At 68.3% G+C, this 19741-nt stretch carries 15 protein-coding genes and 2 pseudogenes; 6 read left to right on the forward strand and 11 right to left on the reverse strand.

Annotated features, from left to right (window positions below):
- Positions 1 to 6: 6 nt before the first annotated feature.
- On the reverse strand, positions 7 to 1311 hold the full coding sequence (locus ACNQVK_RS29960) for a GAF domain-containing protein (RefSeq protein WP_418034424.1): 1305 nt from the start codon (positions 1309 to 1311) through the stop codon (positions 7 to 9).
- Positions 1312 to 1597: 286 nt separating this feature from the next.
- On the opposite strand from ACNQVK_RS29960, the gene ACNQVK_RS29965 reads away from it, so the two are divergent.
- Positions 1598 to 3001, forward strand: a complete 1404-nt coding sequence (locus ACNQVK_RS29965; RefSeq protein ID WP_418034426.1) for a DEAD/DEAH box helicase — start codon at positions 1598 to 1600, stop codon at positions 2999 to 3001.
- An 82-nt stretch (positions 3002 to 3083) separates the two neighbouring features.
- On the opposite strand, the gene ACNQVK_RS29970 is transcribed toward ACNQVK_RS29965, so the two are convergent.
- The 4 genes from ACNQVK_RS29970 to eccCa all read right to left on the reverse strand — a co-directional run bounded on the left by ACNQVK_RS29970 (position 3084) and on the right by eccCa (position 8725).
- Positions 3084 to 3380 carry a WXG100 family type VII secretion target gene (locus ACNQVK_RS29970; RefSeq protein ID WP_418032427.1) on the reverse strand — a complete coding sequence of 99 codons (297 nt, stop codon included), beginning with the start codon at positions 3378 to 3380 and terminating at the stop codon, positions 3084 to 3086.
- Positions 3381 to 3392: 12 nt separating this feature from the next.
- Complete coding sequence (locus ACNQVK_RS29975) at positions 3393 to 3716, reverse strand: WXG100 family type VII secretion target (RefSeq protein WP_273732900.1); 324 nt, start codon at positions 3714 to 3716, stop codon at positions 3393 to 3395.
- A gap of 78 nt (positions 3717 to 3794) precedes the next feature.
- A complete protein-coding gene (locus ACNQVK_RS29980) occupies positions 3795 to 4922 on the reverse strand; it encodes a type VII secretion-associated protein (protein WP_418032428.1) in 1128 nt (375 codons plus the stop codon).
- Positions 4923 to 4948: 26 nt separating this feature from the next.
- A complete protein-coding gene (gene eccCa, locus ACNQVK_RS29985) occupies positions 4949 to 8725 on the reverse strand; it encodes a type VII secretion protein EccCa (RefSeq protein WP_418032429.1) in 3777 nt (1258 codons plus the stop codon).
- Between the two features lie 122 nt (positions 8726 to 8847).
- On the opposite strand from eccCa, the gene ACNQVK_RS29990 reads away from it, so the two are divergent.
- Positions 8848 to 9285: an EsaB/YukD family protein gene (locus ACNQVK_RS29990; protein ID WP_418032430.1), complete on the forward strand. Its 438-nt coding sequence runs from the start codon at positions 8848 to 8850 to the stop codon at positions 9283 to 9285.
- Here ACNQVK_RS29990 and ACNQVK_RS29995 read toward each other — a convergent pair.
- Positions 9274 to 10359 (reverse strand): IS630 family transposase, encoded by a 1086-nt coding sequence (locus ACNQVK_RS29995; RefSeq protein ID WP_025997290.1) that lies wholly within the window; start codon positions 10357 to 10359, stop codon positions 9274 to 9276. The two genes, ACNQVK_RS29990 and ACNQVK_RS29995, sit on opposite strands and share 12 nt — an antisense overlap.
- A 57-nt stretch (positions 10360 to 10416) precedes the next feature.
- On the opposite strand from ACNQVK_RS29995, the gene eccD reads away from it, so the two are divergent.
- Together eccD and mycP are read left to right on the forward strand one after the other, a co-directional pair.
- Positions 10417 to 11322 carry a type VII secretion integral membrane protein EccD gene (eccD, locus tag ACNQVK_RS30000; protein ID WP_418032431.1) on the forward strand — a complete coding sequence of 302 codons (906 nt, stop codon included), beginning with the start codon at positions 10417 to 10419 and terminating at the stop codon, positions 11320 to 11322.
- Positions 11271 to 12645, forward strand: a pseudogene (gene mycP / locus ACNQVK_RS30005) (type VII secretion-associated serine protease mycosin). The gene eccD and the pseudogene mycP overlap by 52 nt, the downstream one beginning before the upstream one ends.
- Here the strand turns inward: mycP and eccB are convergent.
- The 4 genes and pseudogenes from eccB to ACNQVK_RS30025 form a co-directional block, all read right to left on the reverse strand.
- Positions 12598 to 13931: pseudogene (eccB, locus tag ACNQVK_RS30010) on the reverse strand (type VII secretion protein EccB); the annotation flags it as partial. The pseudogenes mycP and eccB overlap by 48 nt on opposite strands.
- 132 nt (positions 13932 to 14063) lie before the next feature.
- Positions 14064 to 15164, reverse strand: coding sequence for a saccharopine dehydrogenase NADP-binding domain-containing protein (locus ACNQVK_RS30015; RefSeq protein ID WP_418032432.1), 1101 nt, complete (start codon positions 15162 to 15164; stop codon positions 14064 to 14066).
- A gap of 9 nt (positions 15165 to 15173) precedes the next feature.
- Positions 15174 to 16136 (reverse strand): enoyl-CoA hydratase/isomerase family protein, encoded by a 963-nt coding sequence (locus ACNQVK_RS30020; RefSeq protein WP_418032433.1) that lies wholly within the window; start codon positions 16134 to 16136, stop codon positions 15174 to 15176.
- Positions 16133 to 17314: a M28 family metallopeptidase gene (locus ACNQVK_RS30025; RefSeq protein WP_418032434.1), complete on the reverse strand. Its 1182-nt coding sequence runs from the start codon at positions 17312 to 17314 to the stop codon at positions 16133 to 16135. The genes ACNQVK_RS30020 and ACNQVK_RS30025 overlap by 4 nt, the downstream gene beginning before the upstream one ends.
- A 77-nt stretch (positions 17315 to 17391) precedes the next feature.
- Here ACNQVK_RS30025 and ACNQVK_RS30030 point away from each other — a divergent pair, with 77 nt between their 5' ends.
- A complete protein-coding gene (locus ACNQVK_RS30030; protein ID WP_418032435.1) occupies positions 17392 to 18024 on the forward strand; it encodes a TetR/AcrR family transcriptional regulator in 633 nt (210 codons plus the stop codon).
- A gap of 27 nt (positions 18025 to 18051) precedes the next feature.
- Here the strand turns inward: ACNQVK_RS30030 and ACNQVK_RS30035 are convergent, their stop codons facing one another.
- On the reverse strand, positions 18052 to 18603 hold the full coding sequence (locus ACNQVK_RS30035; RefSeq protein WP_418034428.1) for a CGNR zinc finger domain-containing protein: 552 nt from the start codon (positions 18601 to 18603) through the stop codon (positions 18052 to 18054).
- A 92-nt stretch (positions 18604 to 18695) separates the two neighbouring features.
- Here ACNQVK_RS30035 and ACNQVK_RS30040 point away from each other — a divergent pair, with 92 nt between their 5' ends.
- Complete coding sequence (locus ACNQVK_RS30040; RefSeq protein WP_418032436.1) at positions 18696 to 19733, forward strand: EamA family transporter; 1038 nt, start codon at positions 18696 to 18698, stop codon at positions 19731 to 19733.
- The last annotated feature ends 8 nt before the right edge of the window (positions 19734 to 19741 follow it).

Below are 19741 nucleotides of genomic sequence, written 5' to 3' on the forward strand. Positions count from 1 at the left end.
ACCGGATCAGGCCAGTTCGGAGTCGATTCCCGCCAGGTGGCCGCGGGCCTGCGCCCGCGCCAGCGGGTCGGCCTCGGCGTGGTCGTGAAGCACCCGCCAGCCCTGCCGGTCGTCACGGCCGTCGGGCAGCGCCAGCCAGCGCCGCAGCAGGCTCAGACTGCCCCCGGCCAGCACCGCTTCGCGCAGGCTCGCACTCAGCTCGGTGCGCAGCCGCGCGACGGCCGGGGACACCGATTGCGGCAACAACGCCCCCGTGTAGGCGTCCAGGGCGGCCGAGACGTTCCCGGCCTGCAACGCGTCGAAGACATCGCCCATATCGCTGGCCACCGGCGCCAGCAGCCGGTACGGCCGCGACTCGATGTAGGTGCTGCCGATGACCCGGCGCAGCCGTGACACCTCGGCCCGCACCGTGACCACGTCGAGGTCTTTGTCGTCGAGCAGCAAGGCCAGGTGATCGGCGCTCAGCCCCTCGGGGTGCCGGATCAGCAGGACCAGGATGTCGGCGTGCCGCCCGGTCAGCCCGCTGGATTCGGGCCGGCCCGCGGCGTCGGTCACCTGCCAGCGCGGGCGGTCGGCGCCCAGCACCGTCAACCGTGCCCCCTCGGGGGCGGCCGGTGTGACGGGCCCGGTCAGCCGCAGCAGGGCCAGCTGGTTCTCGACCGCGACCGCGGTGGCCCTGACCAGCGCCAATGTCTGTGGCGTCGCGACCGCGGACCCGCCGGTCAGGTCGATGGCGCCCAGCAGCACCCCGGTGGCCGGGTCGTGGACGGGCACCGCGGTGCAACTCCAGGAGTGCACGGTGCGGGAGAAGTGTTCGGACCCGAGGATCTGCAGTTCGCGGTCCAGCGCCAGTGCGGTGCCCGGCGCGTTCGTTCCGGCCGCCCGCTCGCTCCAGTCCGACCCGGGCACGAAGTTCATCGCCTCGGCCTTGCGGCGTACGCCCGGATCTCCCTCGACCCACAGCAGGGTGCCGTCGGCCGCGGTGATCGCCACCACCACCCCCGCACCGACGGCGTCGTCGACCAGCAGGCGACGGATCAGCGGCAGGGTGGGCGCAAGCGGATGCGTGTTGCGCAATTCGGTCAGCGCCGCCGCGGCGGCGGCCGCCCGGGTGCCCAGATCGGGGTCGACGCCGGTGGCCAGGCTGCGTTGCCAGCTCTCCATGATGACGCGGCGCACCGGGGTGGAATCCAGGGAATCGGCGTCGACCTGGCCCTCGATGAACAGGTCATGGATGGCGCGCACCTTCGCGGGCAGTGCCCGGGCAGACATCCGGCCTCCCGCGTTGCTCGATGCGGCCACGGCGATCATCTCTCCCGGCGTCGGGCCATTCGGTATGGCATTCACGCGTAACCGCCAGGATAGTTGACCAGCCCGACCTGTGATGGATACCACCGGCAGGTCAACCAGCAGAAATCGGGGAATCCACCCCGCTACCCGTATAGTTGGGGCACGGCGGCTTGTCTGTTCTGCCTTTGCCGCCTTCTCGATCGTCACACCGAGCGCCGCGAGATGTCACTCGCGCCGGGCAGGACGACCGCCCTCTATTTTTTTCGGAGCTTTCATTTTGTCTGTCCAAGAAACCCCTGGCACCGCTGTGCCCACATTCGCCGAACTCGGCCTGCCGGCCGAGATCGTCGCGACCCTGGCCTCGACCGGGGTCCAGACCCCGTTCCCGATCCAGGCCGCGACCCTGCCCGATTCACTCAAGGGCCGCGACGTCCTCGGCCGCGGCCGGACCGGCTCCGGCAAGACGTATGCGTTCCTGTTGCCCCTGGTGGCGCGGTTGGCGACCAGCGGCACCCGCCGGGCACCCAACCGGCCGCGCGCGCTGATCCTGGCGCCCACCCGCGAACTGGTCACCCAGATCGAAGCCTCGCTGGCCCCGTTGGCCGCGGCGACCGGCCTGCGGTCGGTCAACATCTTCGGTGGCGTGGGCGCCAACCCGCAGATCTCCGCGCTGCGCGGCGGCGTGGACATCGTGATCGCCTGCCCGGGCCGGCTCGAAGACCACATGCGGTCGGGCCACGCCGACCTGTCCGCGGTCGAGATCACGGTGCTCGACGAGGCCGACCACATGGCCGACCTCGGCTTCCTGCCCGGCGTGAAGCGACTGCTGGACCGCACGCCGAAAGACTGCCAGCGCCTGCTGTTCTCGGCCACCCTCGATGCCGGCGTCGATGTGCTGGTCAAGCGCTATCTGCACGACCCCGTGGTGCACAGTGTCGATTCGGCACAGTCACCGGTGACCGCGATGGTCCACCACGTGCTGCACGTGGACAACGCCTCGCGGGTCAACGTGGTTGCCGATCTGGCTGCCGCCCCGGGCCGCACCATCGTGTTCGCCCGCACCAAGCACGGCGCGAAAAATCTGACCCGTCAGCTCAATTCGCGTGGCGTCTCGGCAGTTGAGCTGCACGGCAACTTGTCTCAGAATGCCCGCACCCGCAACCTGACCGCGTTCTCCGACGGATCGGCGGCAGTTCTGGTGGCCACCGACATCGCCGCCCGCGGTATCCACGTCGACGACGTCAGCCTCGTCGTGCACGCCGACCCGCCCGTCGAGCACAAGGCCTACCTGCACCGGTCCGGGCGCACCGCCCGCGCCGGGAACGAGGGCACCGTGGTGACCCTCATGCACGACGCGCAGGTTTCCGATGTCCGCACCCTGACCAAAAAGGCCGGGGTCAAGCCCACGATCACCCGGGTGAACGGGACCGATCATCCGGTGCTTCGCGAGATCGCCCCCGGAGACCGCGTTTTCGGTGATCCGATTCGTCCCGAGCCGGCCGCTGCGGCCGCTCCGGCGCCGCGCCGCCAGGGCAACAGGTCCGGGCAGCCGGGCAAGTCGGGTCAGCAGCAGCGCCGCAACCGCCCGAGCGGGTCCTCCCGCAATGGCGGAGCCCCCGCCGCCCGGAACGGGTCCGGCGCAGGCGCAGGCGGACAACAGCGCGGTGGTGGACACCGCCGTCCCCGCCGCGACTCCGGCTCGGCTCGCTAGCCCGAACCAGACGAAAGTGTGCGGTCCCGCCCGGTCCTCTCCACCGGACGGGACCGCACATGTCTTTCTGGGCTGAGCGGCCTCAGGCTCCCCACGCGTTGGCGGCACTGCGGTCGGTCGCGGCCACTTCGTCGGCACCGTCACGCACCGCATTTCCCAGGGAGAACAGGATGTCGTTGAGCGCCGTCGCGGCCTGGTTCCACCGGGCCTGCTCGACGGCATAGGCCTGCGCCGCCTCCCGGGTCCAAACCTGCTGCAGAGGCGCGATCCGCGAACGCAATTCGTCGAGGGCGGCGTTGAACCGGCGCGAAGTGGTGTGGATCTCCTGACGGACCGAGTATTCGATCTCGCCGAAGTCGTAGGACAGAACGTGATCCATCGCCGGCTCCGATCAGATTCCGTCGCCGACGGCGCCGAGACGCTGCGCGTGCGTGTCGGCAGCGGCGCGCAGGGTGCGCTCGTTGGTCCGGATGGTCTCGGCGATCCGGCCCAGCGTGGTGTGCAGGGTCAGCGATTCCCCGTTCCAGCGGTCGACCACGTCACGGAACCGCACCGCAGCCGCGCCGCCCCATACTGACGGCGGCACACTGCTCATCTTCCCGATGAACGTCTGCAGCATGGCCCGGACGTCGTCGTTGAGGACGTCGATCCGGCCGGCCACGCTCGTCATCACATCGAAGTCGGTGCCCAACGGCCCCGTCAGTCCTGGTGACATGTCCTCTGACCCCCTTGGTCTTGTCTTGCGGGATATATCAATTCGACGCAGCGCGACCCGCTTTGGTTCCACCCGGTTTCAGAACGCCGCGTGCGCTGAGCGGGTGGCGGCCTCACACACCACCCGCACCGCCTCCGCATGCTCCGGGGCACTCTGGCACCCGACCGCGATGCGCACCGCACCATCGACGAATACCGACCAACGAATTTCCCTCCCGGCGCGGACCTCCCGGTAGCTGACCACCGGACGCGCAGCGACAACCGCGGACGGGTCGAAGTCGACGAACACCCCCGCGGGCTGTTCCTGCAGAGCACGCCGCAGGGTGTCCGCCACCGCGCCCTCCGCCACCCCGGATTGAGTCAGATGAATCATCATCTGCGGGTCAGACGGCGAAACCACCTGAACCCGAGCCGATCCCGGCCCGTCGGTGATCCGCCGGACGGACCACCCCGCCGGGATCTGCATGCCGACCCGGCCCTCGACGAGGATCGTCATCGCCACGGCGTCCGCCGGGCCGCCGCGAGTGGCGAAGGCGACGACCCCCAGCACTGCTGCCAGCGCCGCTGCGGCACCGATCGCCATCCGGCCCGTCCGCGTACCGGCCCGCCCGGCGCCGGCCGCAACATCAGGGGTGTGCGGGGTGTCCGGTCCAGCGCGCCACGTCTGGGGCCGGGCCATGGTGACCGTCGCGCCCCGGCCGCGCAATCCGGCCATCACCGCGTGGCCCAACGCGGCCGCTCCGACCACCTCCGGCGGCGCATCAACGGCTACCTCGGCCGATACCCCGGCAATGGCCGTCACCGCGCGTATCACCGCCTCCGGGTCCAGATCGTCCTCGACGTGGCGGGCCAGAGTGACGCTTCGGGCATCGGCGCCCGACACCACGACGACCTCGTCGGCGATCTCCACCACAGCCCAAGACGCACACGACAACACCCAACTCAGAGCCTGAACCCGCTGAATCACAACGACTTCAGCCCCAGAGCGCATCGCGGCGGCCCGCACCCGATCACACCGATCGGCGGTCCACCAGGTCGGGCACACCAGGGCGAGATCCCGAGCCCCCGCACTCGCCGAGGAGAGAACGTCGGCCCACAGCTCCGATACGGCAACCGGCTCGTCATCGACCAGGGCGATCTGGTCATCGATACTCGCCACTGCAACCACGGCGAGGTCCGAGACCGCGCCGGGTCCACGCACGGTCACCGGGCCCACCTCGACGACGGCCGGCCTCACCCCGCATCGACCCCGTCGGGCAGCGTGATCTGGACCAACTGATCGGGCGCCGAGCGGGTGATCAGTGTGCCGCGTCCCGGCGGAAGCCGAACCGGCCGTGCCGATCCCAGCAGGACACCGTCGTCGGGGTTCGCGCTCATCACCAGGCCCATGCAACCGAGGTCCTTCACTCCGGCCAGTACCGGGTCGAACATCGCCCGCGCCGCACCTCCGGAGCGGCGGGCCAGCACCAGGTGCAGTCCGAGGTCACGGGCATGCGGCACGTAGTGCAACAGCGGCGAAAGCGGACTCGTCCCGCCACCGGCCACCAGGTCGTAATCATCGACCACGACATAAAGTTCCGGTCCGGTCCACCACGAGCGGTCGCAGAGCTGCCGCTGGCTGACCTCAGGCCCGGGCATCCGGTTCCTCAGTGTCTCAAGCACTCTCGGTAGGGCGACATCCAGCGCACCGGCAGAGGGCGCATATCCGGCAAGATGCCCTGATTCGACCACTCCCAGCAGGGCGCGGCGGAAGTCCACGATGAGCAGTTGCACATTCGACGGATCGTTCACGGCCACCAAGTCGCGGCACAGGGCGCGCAGCGCGGTGGACTTGCCACAACCGGTGTCACCGAGGATCACCAGATCGGGCTGGGCGGAGAAATCGAGCAATACCGGCGCGAGTTCGCGTTCGCCGACGCCGAGCAGCACTTCGGTGGCGGGCCGGGCCCGCGGCGTCGGGCCAAGCTCGGGCCGGCGCACCCGCGTCGGCAACAACTGGACAACGGGCGCTCGGGCATCACCGTACTGGACGCGCAGGGTGTCCCCGATCCGCGTCAGTGAAGTGCCGATGCCGGCATCGTTCGGCGTGCCGTCCAACCGGGGCAGCGCGATCAGCAGTTCGCGGCCCTCGGGCGTCAGGCCCCGCCCCGGTGCGCTGTGGACGAGCTGCCGGGCGCGTTTGCGGTCCATCTCGGATTCGGCCGGATCACCGAGCCGCAATTCGATGCGGGTTCCCAACTGGTCCTTGAGCGCCGGACGGAACTCCGCCCATCGCGATGCCGTCACCACGACGTGTACTCCGAGCGAAAGTCCCTGCACGGTGAGCGCGGTGATCGACGGCTCCAGGGAGTCGAGTTCTCCGCGGAACGTCGACCAACCGTCGATGATCAGGAACACATCGCCGAACGGATCATCGATGTCCCCGCCGTCACGCCGTGTCCGGTATTCAGCCATGGACCCGATGCCGAGGGCGGTGAAACGCGCTTCACGGGCGCTCACCAGAGCATGCAGCTCGGCAACGGTGCGCCGGACCAGATCGGTGTCGGCGCGCCCGGCCACCGCGCCCACGTGTGGCAGCACCCGCAGTGGATTCAATGCTCCCCCACCGAAGTCCAGGCAATAGATCGTCAGGTCACGGGGATGGTGAGTGGCGGCCAGCGCCACCGCCAATGTCTTGGCAGCGGTGGACTTTCCGGACTGAGGACCACCGACGATCGCCACGTTGCCCTCGGCGCCGCCCAGCTCCAGCATCAATCGGTCCCGGCGCTGCTCGAATGGACGGTCGACCAGCCCGATCGCCACCTCCAGCGGCTCCGAATCGGACAACAGCACGTCGCTGAGCGGGACGGCACGCGGCAGCGGAGGCAGCCACACCTGATGTGCCGGTGTCCCATGCCCGGCCAGCCGGTCGACAACCTGCTGCAGCACTGTGGTTGTTGCCGGTACCGAGGGGCGAGGATCGATCCCCACCCGGGTCGCGGTGAATCGTCGCGGCCGCAACGACGCCTGCGGTACCTGCGACAGCGATTCGGGTACTCCGCTCGCGGCCGAGACGAACGCGGTCTGGAACCTGATGGTCTCGCCGGACGGTGTCTTGAGATAGGCCGCTCCCGGGGTGTTGGGCAACTCGTACGCATCCGCGACACCGAGCACCGATCGGGATTCGTTGGGCGAGAAGGTCTTGAGGCACACCCGGTACGACAGGTGACTGTCCAGCCCACGGAGCCTGCCCTCGTCGAGTCGCTGGCTGGCCAAGAGCAGATGTATGCCCAGTGAGCGTCCGAGCCGGCCGATCGCCACGAACAACTCGGCGAAATCTGGGTGCTGCTGGAGAAGTTCGGAAAACTCGTCCACCACGATCAGTAGCGCGGGCAATGCGGGCAGATCCGTGCGGCGCCGGTACTCGGCGATGTTGGACAGGTTTCCGGCCGCCCGAAGCAACTCCTGGCGACGGGTCATCTCCCCGGCCAGCGCATCGGCCATCCGGGTCACCAGCAACTCCTCCTCGGCCAGATTGGTGATCAGTGCGCTGATGTGGCGGGCCCGCCGTAGGCCCAGAAACGTTGCACCGCCTTTGAAATCCACGAGGATCAGATTCAGCTCCTCGGGTGAATGCGTGGTGATCAACCCCAGCACCAACGTCCGCAGGAACTCCGATTTCCCCGACCCGGTGGCTCCGACACAGAGCCCGTGTGGGCCCATGCCGTCATGCGCGGCTTCCTTGAGGTCGAGGTGCAGCGGAGCGCCATCCGCACATCGGCCGACCGGAACCCGAAGGAACCGCTGAGGATCCGATATCGACCAGTTGTTCGGCGGTTCGATCGCGGCCGGATCGCCGATACCGATCAGCGCAGGCCAACCGGACTCATCGGGTACCGGCTCGCACCGGTACCGTGCGAGCCTCCGCGCACATGTGATGGCCTGTTCCTGGCTCATCTGATCGGGCTGTAGCGGGGCGACACCGCATCGCACCACGTCGGCGCCCAGGTCCAGATGCAGATCGGAGCAGGCGATTGCGGCAGCATCGGCCGGACCGACCACGCTCACCAGCGTGACACCCGCACCGGGTACCGATATCGCTGCCGACGCGGTGGCGGAGTCGACGATGACGACGGTGTGCACCAATGGCCCAGCGGCAGGCAGGTCGGCAAGTGTGCTCAGCCGCAACGCAGTGGCCGCAGCGCGGCTGTCGGGATACCAATGATGGGCAAGCCACTTCAACCACTCCCAGTCAGCCGTCGTCGATCCGTCGATCACGGCGGCGATGCGGACGTGTCGCGGGCTGTGGGCCATGGCCAGTTGGCAGACCACCGCCCGCAGCAGGGCCCGGGCCGAGGCGTGCGTTCCGCTCACGGTCACGCGGCCGAGCCCGCACAGGTTCACCGTCACCGGGGCATCAGCGACCATCGACCGACGCCGGATCAGTTGTGCCAGAACCGATGCCGTCACCGGGTCAGAATCGCGGCCCAGATCAGTACCCCCGGCGACCAGCCGCGTGGACAGCGGCCGGTCCCCCACCCCGATCCGCACCTCACAGAACTCAGGGTCACCGGGCCGGCGCGTCCACATCCGCTCGCCACCAGCCAACGTCCACAGATGTCCGGGCGCAGGGTGTTCCGCATTCAAGGCCAGCCACTGAGAACGGGCGGTCTCTCCGGTCGCGGCATCGATCCCGTCGAGGTACCGGAGGTACTCACAGCGGTCCTGGTGCAGCTGTGCAGCCCGGCCGTTGCCCCGGAAGCTGTAGGCGACCGTGCCGATCGCCGACACCGCCATCATGATCGGGAACATCATGGACGCGGGGCCCCGCGAGGCAAACGCGCCCGAGGTGGCGTACACCGCGATCATGCCCGCCATCGCGACCACCAGCACCAGCGGCAACAGCCTGGTCAACGGGCTGGCCGGGGTTTCGCGAGGCAGTGCAGGAGGCGCGTCGATCACCAACTCCCCAGTCGGCGGTTCCGCTGCCGGGAGCGCGCGGGTAGTGGTTGGCGGGCGGATGGGTTCCATCGACGTTTGGACGCTCGCCGGGCCATTCGGGTTCCCCTTTGGCATCGAAATTTTGGTGTGCGGGGGTGCATGCCGAGTCGGTTAGCGTGGCATGCATCGGCGTCTACCGGGGGGGTGATGCGATGCCGGATTCGTTGCGCCACGTCTCGATTCACTGCGGGTCTGCGGCTGAAGCCGGGAACGCTGCCACCGTCGACCTGTCCCTGCCCGCCGCGATGACTGTCGGCGAACTGCTGCCGTGGATCGTCGATGCACTCGGCGCCGGGGACGGCGCACCACGCCAATGGCAGCTGGCACACCTCGGCGGCCGCCGCCTCGATGAATCAGCAACCCTGGTGCAGAACGATATTCACGACGGCGATCTGCTGGTGCTGGCCGGCTACTGCGAACAGCCCTCACCCGAGTGGCCGCCGATCGGCGCGCCGGCCTTCACCTCGACCGATGACCGCCTCCCCGTCGGACTGCGAATCGGCGCCTGCTTGTCGGCCTGCGCGCTGGGACTCCTGGCATTGATGTGGGCCGGGCTCGGCAGCCAGGGATCGGATCGTCTAGTGTCTTGAGTCATTAATTCGAGTGCAGTAGTTCCCGATGCTGGCTAGGATTTGGTCGGCGGTCTTCGTCCAGACGTAGGGGCGCGGATTGTCGTTCCAGGTGTCGATCCATGCTCGGATGTCGGCGTTGAGTTGGCGCACTGAGGTGTGGGTGCCGCGGCGCAGTTTCTTGGTGGTCAGCTCGGCGAACCACCGTTCGACCAGGTTGAGCCATGATGAGCTGGTCGGGGTGAAGTGCAGCACAAAGCGGGGATGGCTTGTCAGCCAACGTTTTACGGCGGGGGTCTTATGGGTGGAGGCGTTGTCGAGCACGACGTGACAATCCAGATCGGCGGGGACTTCGGCGTCGATTTTCTTCAAGAAGGCGAGAAATTCAGTGGAGCGGTGGCGCGCGTGCAGTGAGCCGATCACCGTTCCTGTGGTCAGGTTCAAGGCCGCATACAGGCTCGAGGTGCCGTGGCGGATGTAGTCGTGACTGGCCCGCGCTGGGGTACCGGGCAGCATCGGGAACACGGGCTGGGTGCGGTTCAGAGCCTGGATCTGCGTCTTTTCGTCAACGCAGAGCACCACCGCCCGCTCCGGCGGGTCCAGGTACAGACCGACCACGTCGCGGACCTTTTCCACGAACAGCGGATCCTTGGACAGTTTCCATGAATCCTGTTTGTGTGGAGCTAATCCGAATGCGCGCCAGACCCGCGAGACCATCGACTGACTCAAGCCCAGGTGATCGGCCATCGACCGCGTCGACCAATGCGTGGCATCCGGTGGAGTCGTTTCCAACGTTGCAGTGATCAGATCCTTGATCTGCTCATCACCCACGACACGCGGCCGGCCCGGGCGCGGCTCGTCGAGCAATCCGTCGCAGCGGTCCACGACGAACCGATTACGCCACCGACGCACCGTGGTGATCGACAGATCCAGCCGCCGCGCCAGTTCGGTATTGGACCCACCATCGGCGGCTGCCAACACAATTCGCGACCGCATCGCCAAGCCTGCAGCACTAGTCCGACGCCTGGCCCAACCCTCAAGCTCAGCCCGCTCATCAGCGGTCAACACAATCTTGGCAGCACGCGGAGTCGGCACGACCCAGTCTAACAGCTAGATCGTAATTAATGACTCAGGACACTAGCCGCCACCGCGGTGGTGGCTGTCGCGGTGATGGCCATCGCCGTGTCCGCACCGCGCCTGGGTCTGAGTTCGGCCGTGATCGCGACGCTCGGCGTCGCGGCTGTGGCGTCCGTTGCGGTTCTGGGATTTCTCGTGGTTCCGGGCGGCCCCGCGCCGGCGAACCTCTTTCTCGCCACGACGGCCGCGGGCTCGGCGGGCGCGGTGCTGATCCGGGTATCCGGTGACAGTCGGCAGATCCTGCTCGCGGTCGTGACGGTCGCCGGGTTGCTTGCCCTGCCCACGGGTTTCGCAGCGCTGTGGCCGCTGACCACACCAGCATGGGGTGCGGTGGTTGGCGCACTCGGGCTGGGCCTGCTGCCATTTGCCCCGCGATTGTCCATCGCTCTCGCCGGCTTGACGCCTCCGGTGCCCGGGTACCCCGATACGGAGGATGAGGTGGCGGCTGACGGAGAATCGGACGCCGAAGCACGTGCCCTCCACGGGCATCGGAACCTCGTGAGCCTGGTGGCCGGCTGTTCGGTCGCCGCCGCATTGGGCACCACGATCCTCGCCCTCGCCGGTGCTCAACAGGTCACCGCCGTCGAGGTGGTGTTCACCGCGGCCGTGGGCGTGGCCCTGCTGCTGCGCTCGCGTACCTACGGATCCGGGCATTGCCGCACAGCTCCGGCGATCTGCGGATTTCTCTCGCTCACTGCGGCTTTCGCCCTCATGGTGGCATGGGATCCCACGCGGGGCAGTTGGGCCGGCATCCTCGCCGTGGGCGCCGGCGTGGCCGTGCTCTGGCCTGTCGCGGTCCAGAGTCCCACGGCAGCTCGGCTCGCCGATGCCGTCGAATACGGCACGCTGGCCGCGGTGGTGCCGTTGGCATGTTGGCTCGCCGGTGCCTTCGACCTCGTCCGCGACCTGGGATTGCGGTGAAACGCTCGGGCCGGTTGATCGTGGCGTTGGTCGCCGGGCTCCCGCTGCTGTCCGTCGCGCCGGCCGCTGCGGTCGTACCGCCCGCGGTCGATGCCACCCTGCTGCCGCCACCCGCTCCGCCGGCGCCCGTCATTTCCACCGAGCAGCGCCAGCCTTGCTACCAATCCGCGGTCGGCTTCACCGGCACAGCGGGCAACCCATTGAATCTGGACGCGGTGTGGCCGCTCACGCGCGGCGCGGGCCAGAAGATCGCGGTGATCGATACCGGGGTCGCCCTGGCATCGATTGCTGCCGCGCCTGATCGGCGGCGGCGACTATGTGTCCCACGGTGACGGCACCGCGGATTGCGATGGTCACGGCACGATCGTCGCCGGAATCGCAGCCGCCGCACCGAGCGCCGGCTTCAGCGGGGTTGCCCCCGATGCCGCCGTCCTGTCAATCCGGCAGTCGAGCAACAAGTTCGCCGCTGATGGTGAAGCCACCGGTGTCGGAGACGTCGAAACCCTCGCCATGGCGGTCCGCACCGCGGCTGATCTCGGCGCGACGGTCATCAACATCTCGTCTCCTGCCTGCGTACCCGCCACCGAAGCACCCGACGATCGCGCCCTCGGCGCTGCGCTGAGCTACGCCGTCGACGTGCGCAACGTCGTGGTGGTGGTCGCGGCGGGCAACGTCGGCGCGGGCTGCACCCAACAGGACGGTCCGGTCGGACTGCCGGGCGAACCCGACTGGAACAGCGTGCGCTCGGTGTCCAGCCCCGCCTGGTACGACGACCTGGTGTTGTGCATCGGATCGGTCGGATCCAGCGGTACCGCATCGCCTTTCAGCCTGGCCGGTCCATGGGTGGATGTGGCCGCCCCCGGCGAAAACCTCGTGTCGCTGCATCCCGACGGCGAACAGTTGATCCGCACGGTCGGACGCGAAGTCCCGATTTCGGGGACCAGTTACGCCGCGCCTGTCGTTGCCGGGATCGCCGCACTGGTGCGCTCCCGATTCCCTCAGTTGAGCGCACGAGAGGTGATGCGCCGCATCGAGGACACCGCACATACGCCTGCCGACGGATGGAATCCGTACGTGGGGCACGGCGTGGTCGACGCCCTGGCCGCGGTCAGTGACAGCACAACGGCGCCCGCATCCGTACCGACCGCTCCGGTTTCGGTGGCACCCACTATTCCGGCACCCATCGATCCCCTGCCGCGGCGCATCGCCTTCGGCGGCGCGGCCATTTGTGTAGCCGCAACGGTCGTGACGGCATTGATTCTGGCGGCCAACCGGTTACGCCGGCGCAGCCCGGATGCCGGACACGGTGTCCCGAACGACTGATGCCGCGTCACGGTTGAGTTCGGGACCCCGCGGCAGCATCGCCAGCATCGGCCACGGCGCGGGGACAGCGCTGGTCCCCAGACCGAGTTGTTCGGCGGTCTCCCCGTCGCGGATCCCGAACAGCACACCGAGATCGTTCAACAGGTACAGCGGTCCACCGGCGGCCGCCCCGCGGACGACACTGCCTGCCTCCAGCAGCACGCTGCGGCCCGCCGGGATCTGCGCCCGATCGATGTTCGGTCCCTCGCCATCAGCCTGTGCGAGTTGCACACCGCCACCCGGCAGCGAGTCAGCCATGGTCACGGTCGTATTCGTATCGGGTCCAGGCTGCCTCGGATCCCAACGGGCGCACACGACCGCCCGTCCACGAGGCAGTACCCGCTCCGGAAACCGGGCCACAGCGAGACCGGCGGCGACCGGCACATCGGCCACCACGTCGGCTGGAACGACGGGCGGTTCGTCATGTGGCTGCGCCACGCTGAAGCGAATGACATCGGCCGCCACCCGGTCGACGCGCTGCAGCCCGTCGGCGAGCACCACGTAGAACTCGGCAGGACCGGCACGCACCACGCGGATCACCGTGCCCGCCGTGAGTCCGCCCAGTGCGGCCGGTCCGGGAGAACCCACTCCCGGGATCGCGGGCGCCCGAAGGGCGGGAGCCTCGGGCACGGAGTCCAGCAGGGCTTGCGAAACCGGCTGGGCGGAAACACCTTCCAAGTGCAACGCCCGCACGACGGCGATGTCGCGAAGATCCACCTGTGCACGCCACCCGTCGGCGAGCAGGTAGGTCGACCCTCCCACCGCGCGTGCTGAGACCAATAGGGCCTGACCGCCGAGCAGTGGTGAGACCTCGAGGCCGGCCGGCCTGCCACCAGCACGGTCTCGGCGGGTTCGGCGACATCGCAGGTCGCCCAACTCGACTCGTCCAGGTTCAGCGGCCGGCCGATCTGGGTGGGAGCACCCGGTATCCCGACCAGCGGCCCGCGGCGGAACTTCGCAATCACATCATCGTCGACCACAACCGGATTCGCCGCTGTGCCGGCGACGAGCCGCGCCGAAGCGAGGTTGGGCACGGGATGCACGGTGTCGTCGACGCGCACATATATCGCGCCGGTGTCACGCGTCATCAGGATCGGCGCATCGCCGGGCGCGGAGCCCGGACGCACCAGTGCGAGCACCGCGCACACCGTGATCGCGACGGCCGCCAGTACGCACCCCGCACCGTAGGCCACCGCTTGTGCGCGCAATGGATCGTCGAGCATGCGGGCGTCACCCCGAACGAGCGCATGAGCCATGCGCCGCAGCAGGAATCGATGCCCGCTGAGCTGCAATCGAGTGGCCGATCGCCGTGCCATATGTCCCCCGGGAATCACCCTAACCCCGCCGGGGCCACGTCAAACGCAGTGATTGCGGCGGCGTCAGCTCAGCTGATAGGCGAGCCCGTGCCTGGCAAGGCCGTCGAGGAACGCTCGCGGATCGACGATCTGCGCAGGGCTAACGGCTCCGGTCGCAACGAATGCGTCCCCGAGGGTTATCCCCACGATCGCGGCCGCGATGGGGGCCGTGAGGTCGAAGATCCCGTCGGCGCTCAGCGTTGCCGTCCGGACGCCCGATTCTCCTTCGGCCTTGACCGATATCCAGAATCGCGTGGGGTCGTCGTCGATTCGGGTGTGAGTGGACCGGGTCGTCGCACTGAACAGGGTTTCGGCCGGCGACCGGAACGGACTCCGCAACGCTGCACCTACTGCGCGGGTCATCAGCGGGACGAAGCGGTCCGGTACCGCACTTCCGAATGTGCTGGCGGACATCCAGGTTCGGACGGACCCGACGTCGAGATGACGGGGAACCGTGACGGCATCCGGCGCCGGGTAGGTGAATACCGTCTGGGTCCCGACCGGATCCGGAAACTCGGCCGTCTCGAGGCGGGGAGTTCTCACCTCGACGTACCCCTGATCGAACTGGACGATGGGTCGCCCCATCCCGCGCAGAAAGTTGGCGTAGGCGGCACCGCTCGGCGTCCAGTCGGTGATGTGATAGCCGATGTCGACGGCATCGATCCGCCCGGATTCGGCCGCCAGCAACGTGACCAACGCATCGGCGAGCGCCGCGTAGAACGCCGCGGACGGAATCAGCGCGACACCGGCGCCCGCAGCCGCGGCGCCCAGTTCGTCGAAAACGTACTGGATCGAGCGTTGCTCACCGCTGATATCGACATAGTGGGTCCGGGCGGCGATCGCGGCACACGCCACCGGTTCGCAGGTTTCGACGAAGGACCCGGCCGCGTTGACGACGGTGCGCACGTCCGAGCAGATCTCCTCGACGCGCGACCGGTCGCTCAGCGCTGCGGCTTCCACACGGACGGGCTGGCCGGTGTCAGCGGCAAGCTTGCGCAGTTTGTCGAGATCGCGACCCACGCAGACCACAGAACGGCCGGCGGCGAGGAGTTCGCGGACGATCTGTTTTCCGGTGTATCCGGTGGCCCCGAAGACCGCGACGTCGTGTGATCGATTGTCAGGCACTGTTTCTCCCTATCGGTCTGAAGTACTCGTCGGCGAAATGGCCTGGCGCGAAACACCGACAAGCTCCCACCCCCGCAGGATCACCTCGTCGGTCAGTGGCTCGTTGGTGGCGAGATAGTTGCGGTAGGCGGTCATCGAACGCTTGGTGTCCCGGTCGGTCAGCGTCCGAACCAGGCCCGCGGCTTCCCGCCGCATGGAGGCGGCGATGGGCCTGGTGCTGGAGTCATAGACGGCGCGTTTGACCTCCCGCGTGATGGCCGGCGACCTGGCCGCCATGCGGCCGGCGAGTTCTAGTGTGAATGCGCGCAGTCGTTCTCGTGGACGGACGTGGTGGACGACGCCGAGTCGAACCGCATCGTCCGCCGTGAGCCAGCTGCCTTCGAGGAGCAGTTCGACGGCGGCCGCGGCACCCACGATCCGGGTAAGGCGTTGGGTCCCGCCGGCACCCGCGAGCAGACCGATTCCCGACTCCACCAACCCGATCTTGGTGTCGTCGGCCATGATCCGGAGGTCACAGGCCAGCGCGAAGATCGCTCCCATCCCCAGGGCGAGACCGTTGATCTCGGTGATCACCACCTGATCCAGCCGGGACAGGCGTTCCAGGGACGCGTAGGTGCGGGCCAGGAACAGGGTGTTTCGCAGACCGGTGCGACGCAGCACGGAATCCACTCTCCGGTTGGCGACGGCCACCCGCGCACCCGCGATGACGGCCCGGGCCGGGCCGTATCCGACACTCACCGGCACCGATTCGGCTCCCCGGAGCAGTGACGGTACGTCGAAATGAGTGAGATACGTGTCGTCGTACCCCGTGAACACCACCGCCCGAATTGTCGAGTCGCGCCTCAATTCCCTGGTGAGATGGTCCAATTCGATGCTCATCCGCTCATCGAAGAAGTGTCGCGGCGGGTTGTTGAAAGCCACCGTGAGTACGCGATCGGACTGCTCGGTGACCAGTCGCGATGAGGCTCTCATGCCGCCACGACCTCCTGCGCGTCCCGCACCCACGTGCGCGCGATCTGCCCCGCCAGGCGGACAGCGTCGGTCACGGTGGTCCAGTCGACGTTGTCCACCGTGTCCGAGGGTCGATGCAGGTGACTGACCCAGCCGTCCTCCACGGACAACAGTGAGACCGCGGGCAGGCCGGTGTGGGTCATGATCGCGGCGTCGGTCGCGTTGGGGAAGCTGACCTGATCGAAGTCCAGATCGAGTTCGGCGGCGGCGCGATGGGCCCGCTCGACCGCATCTGCCGACAGCGTGTTCGTCAACGCCTCTCGCGCAGACACGACCATCGGCCCACGGCTGCCGACCGAGTCGAGATTGATCACCAGGGTGTGCTCGGGATCGAGTTGCCGCCGGTGCCGGTGCAGCCAGTCCTTGATTCCTGTGTTGCCGGCCTCTTCGCCGCCAGGAAATACCACCAGCACAGTGGTTTCCGGCAGTGGCGACGTGACGAATTGTCGGACGAGCTCGAGCACGGCGGCGACACCTGAGGCATTGTCGTTGGCGCCGGGGGCGGTCCGGCTCCGCATGGACTGCACCATGAGCGTGGCGCTCAGCGCCAGGGCGGCGCCGGCCACGATCCTGATCCGGCGGGACGGGACCGCGGCGGCCGCCAGTGCGGTCAACGGGATGGCATGACTGGGCACCGCATGGCCGGTGCTCGCGGCCAGGCGGCGGCTGGCCGCGACGGCATACGGATGCCACACCACGCCCATGTGCGCGGCATCGTGATGGGCGCAGAGCACCAACGTGCGACGCGAGTGGCCCGCGGCGGGAATCCGCGCCCACACCGATACGCCGCGCCGCGCCGGCAAGAGACGCCGCACCCACTGCAGGCGCCCCGAGACTTCCAGTTCATAAGACGCCGCGGCAGCCGCACCGAACCACCGGGCCACCGGATGCGGAAGCACCGCCAGCCCGGCTCCGAGTGCGAGGTGCGCGAGATGCGCAGGTGCCCAGGACGTTTGACTGCGGAACATCGAGGTTTCGATGTCCTTCGCATCGAGCCCGCCCAACCGCTCGCCGAGGTAGCGCGCGGAAGCGCGCTCCCCCGCGCCCGCAGTTCGTCGATCGAACCTGACCAGTTGCTCCACGTCGCGACGCATCAAGTCGACGTCGGCCGGCCCGTCGCGATCCCCCATCGATTCCATATCGCCTCCCGCTACCCGATTGGTTCACAGAGTCCGACTCTGTCACCGATTGATAGTCTGACACTATGCTCGCCTCTATGAGCTCCGTCAAGCCCCGCCGGCGCGATATCAGCGCGGCGCTCACGCGCACGGCAGTGCTGGACGCCGCGCGCGACCTGTTCGTCACCAAGGGGTTCGAGGCCACGTCGATCGACGAGATCGCCCGAGCCTCCGAATCGAGCAATGGCGCCGTCTACCACCACTTTCGGGACAAGCAGGAGATCTTCGCCGAGGTCTTCCGCAGCGCCCAGGCCGCGGTGCTGCAAGCCGCTGTCGCCTCGATGCCGGCCGACACCACCGCGTGGCAACGCGTAGAGGTCGCGACGCGCGCTTTTCTCCGGGGCTACGTCGACGACGACGTCGCTCGGATGCTGCTCCGGCAGGCCGTCGGCGTGCTGGGCTGGGATCGGGTCCGCGAAATGGACGAGGAAATGTCACTGCCCCTGATCCGGGCCACCCTCACCGATGCCATTCAGACGGGCGAAGCCGTCCCCGTTCCGGTCGCGACCGCCGCGGACGTCCTGTTCAGCCTGTTCTGCAATTCGGTACTGATCATCGCGGCCGGAAGTGATCCGGACCAGACCGCCGAGGACGTCGAAGCCGTCCTGTTCACCCTGTTGAGCGGCATGCGCTCAGCGCCGGAAGACGCCGGAAGTACTCACAGGGACTGACGGGCCGACGTCCACCCGTCGACCGATTCAGTCCTCGCGCTGACGCTGGCGGTAGGCCGCGACGTGCTGGCGGTTGCCGCAGTTGCCGGTGTCGCAGAAGATCCGCGAGCGGTTACGCGACAGGTCGGTCAGCACCGCCTCACAGTCGGGGGCCGCGCAGATCTTGAGACGGCGCAGTTCGCCGCCGCGGATCAGGTCTGCCAGCGCCATCGCCATCTCGGCGCCCATGCGCTGCGCCAGCGGGTCGTCGACCGAGGCCAGGTGCAGGTGCCATTCCGGCATCTCCTTGTGCCGGGTCAGCCACGGCGCCGCCTTGGTATCGCTGAGCAGGGCGTTGACCCGGCGGACCGTCTCCTCCTCGTCGTCGGCCACCGCCCAGATCTCCCCGACGCGCCTGCGCAGCGCGCGTACGGCCTCCAGTTCGGTGTCGTCGCGGTCACGCCGGCCGGTCCAGCCGAAGTCATCCAGATAGGCGTTCAGGTCGGCCTGGTCAGACAGTTGTTCGCCTTCTACCCGATCGGTGTTCACCAACACCATCGCAGCCCGGAGCGTGAGCTCCGTGTCATAGGTAAAAAGCATTTGACTCATGACCCCCTGTCGCCGTAAGTTCTACCCTACTGTCATTACCATAATCAATTTTACTCATGACATGCCCCAGGGGAGGTGTACCGATGACTGCCGAAGCCCAGCTCGACCGCACGACCGCCGATAACCACTTCCGGCTCGGCCTACTGTTCGCCGTCAGCTCCGCGCTCGCCTTCGGCTCATCGGGCCCGTTCGCCAAAGCCCTGATGGAATCCGGCTGGAGCCCCACTGCCGCCGTCACGGCCAGGCTGGCCGGCGGCGCAGTCATGATGGCCGCGTTCGCCAGCGTCGTCAGGCCCGGCTGGATCCGCGAGGTGCTCGGCCACGCCAAGACCGTCGTCGGCTACGGCCTGATCCCTATCGCCGGCGCGCAACTCTGCTACTACAACGCCGTCGCACACCTTTCGGTCGGCGTGGCCCTGCTGTTGGAGTACACCGCGCCGATCCTGGTCGTCGGCTGGGTCTGGGCCACCACCCGGCACCGCCCCGGCGCCATGACCTTCGGTGGCGTGGCCGTCGCCGTCGCCGGCATCGTCCTGGTGCTCGACGTGTTCAGCGGCGCCCAGATCAACCTCGCCGGCGTGACCTGGGGCCTGGCCGCTGCGGTGTGTGCCGCCTGCTACTTCATGATGTCCAACAAGGCCAGCACCGACGGCGACGGGCTCAGCCCGATCAGCCTGGCCGCCGGTGGTCTGATCATCGGCACCGCGGCCGTGGCGCTCCTCGGTGTCACCGGCGTCATGCCGCTGACCTTCACCACCAACCCCGTCACGATCGCCGGGCACACCACGGCCTGGTTGGTGCCGGTGATCGCACTGGGCCTGATCCCCACCGCCCTGGCCTACACCCTCGGCATCGTCGGTATCGCCAGGCTCAAGCCGCGCTTCGCCTCCCTGGTCGGGCTCTCGGAGGTGCTGTTCGCCGTCCTCATCGCCTGGATCATGCTCGGTGAGGCCATGTCGGTGAGCCAGGCGATCGGCGGCGCGGTGGTCCTGCTGGGTCTGGCCGTGGCCCGCCAGGGCGACCGCAGCGAGCAGGCCGACCCCCAGACTGCCACTCAGGTCGAGCTTGCGACCTGGCCCGATATGGCCCTACAGGAGACGTCCGAACGCACAATCGATTAGCCGCGGCT

Origin of the sequence: Mycobacterium sp. 134 (genome assembly GCF_048282715.1) — a bacterium.
GTDB classification, from domain to species: Bacteria; Actinomycetota; Actinomycetes; order Mycobacteriales; family Mycobacteriaceae; genus Mycobacterium; species Mycobacterium septicum.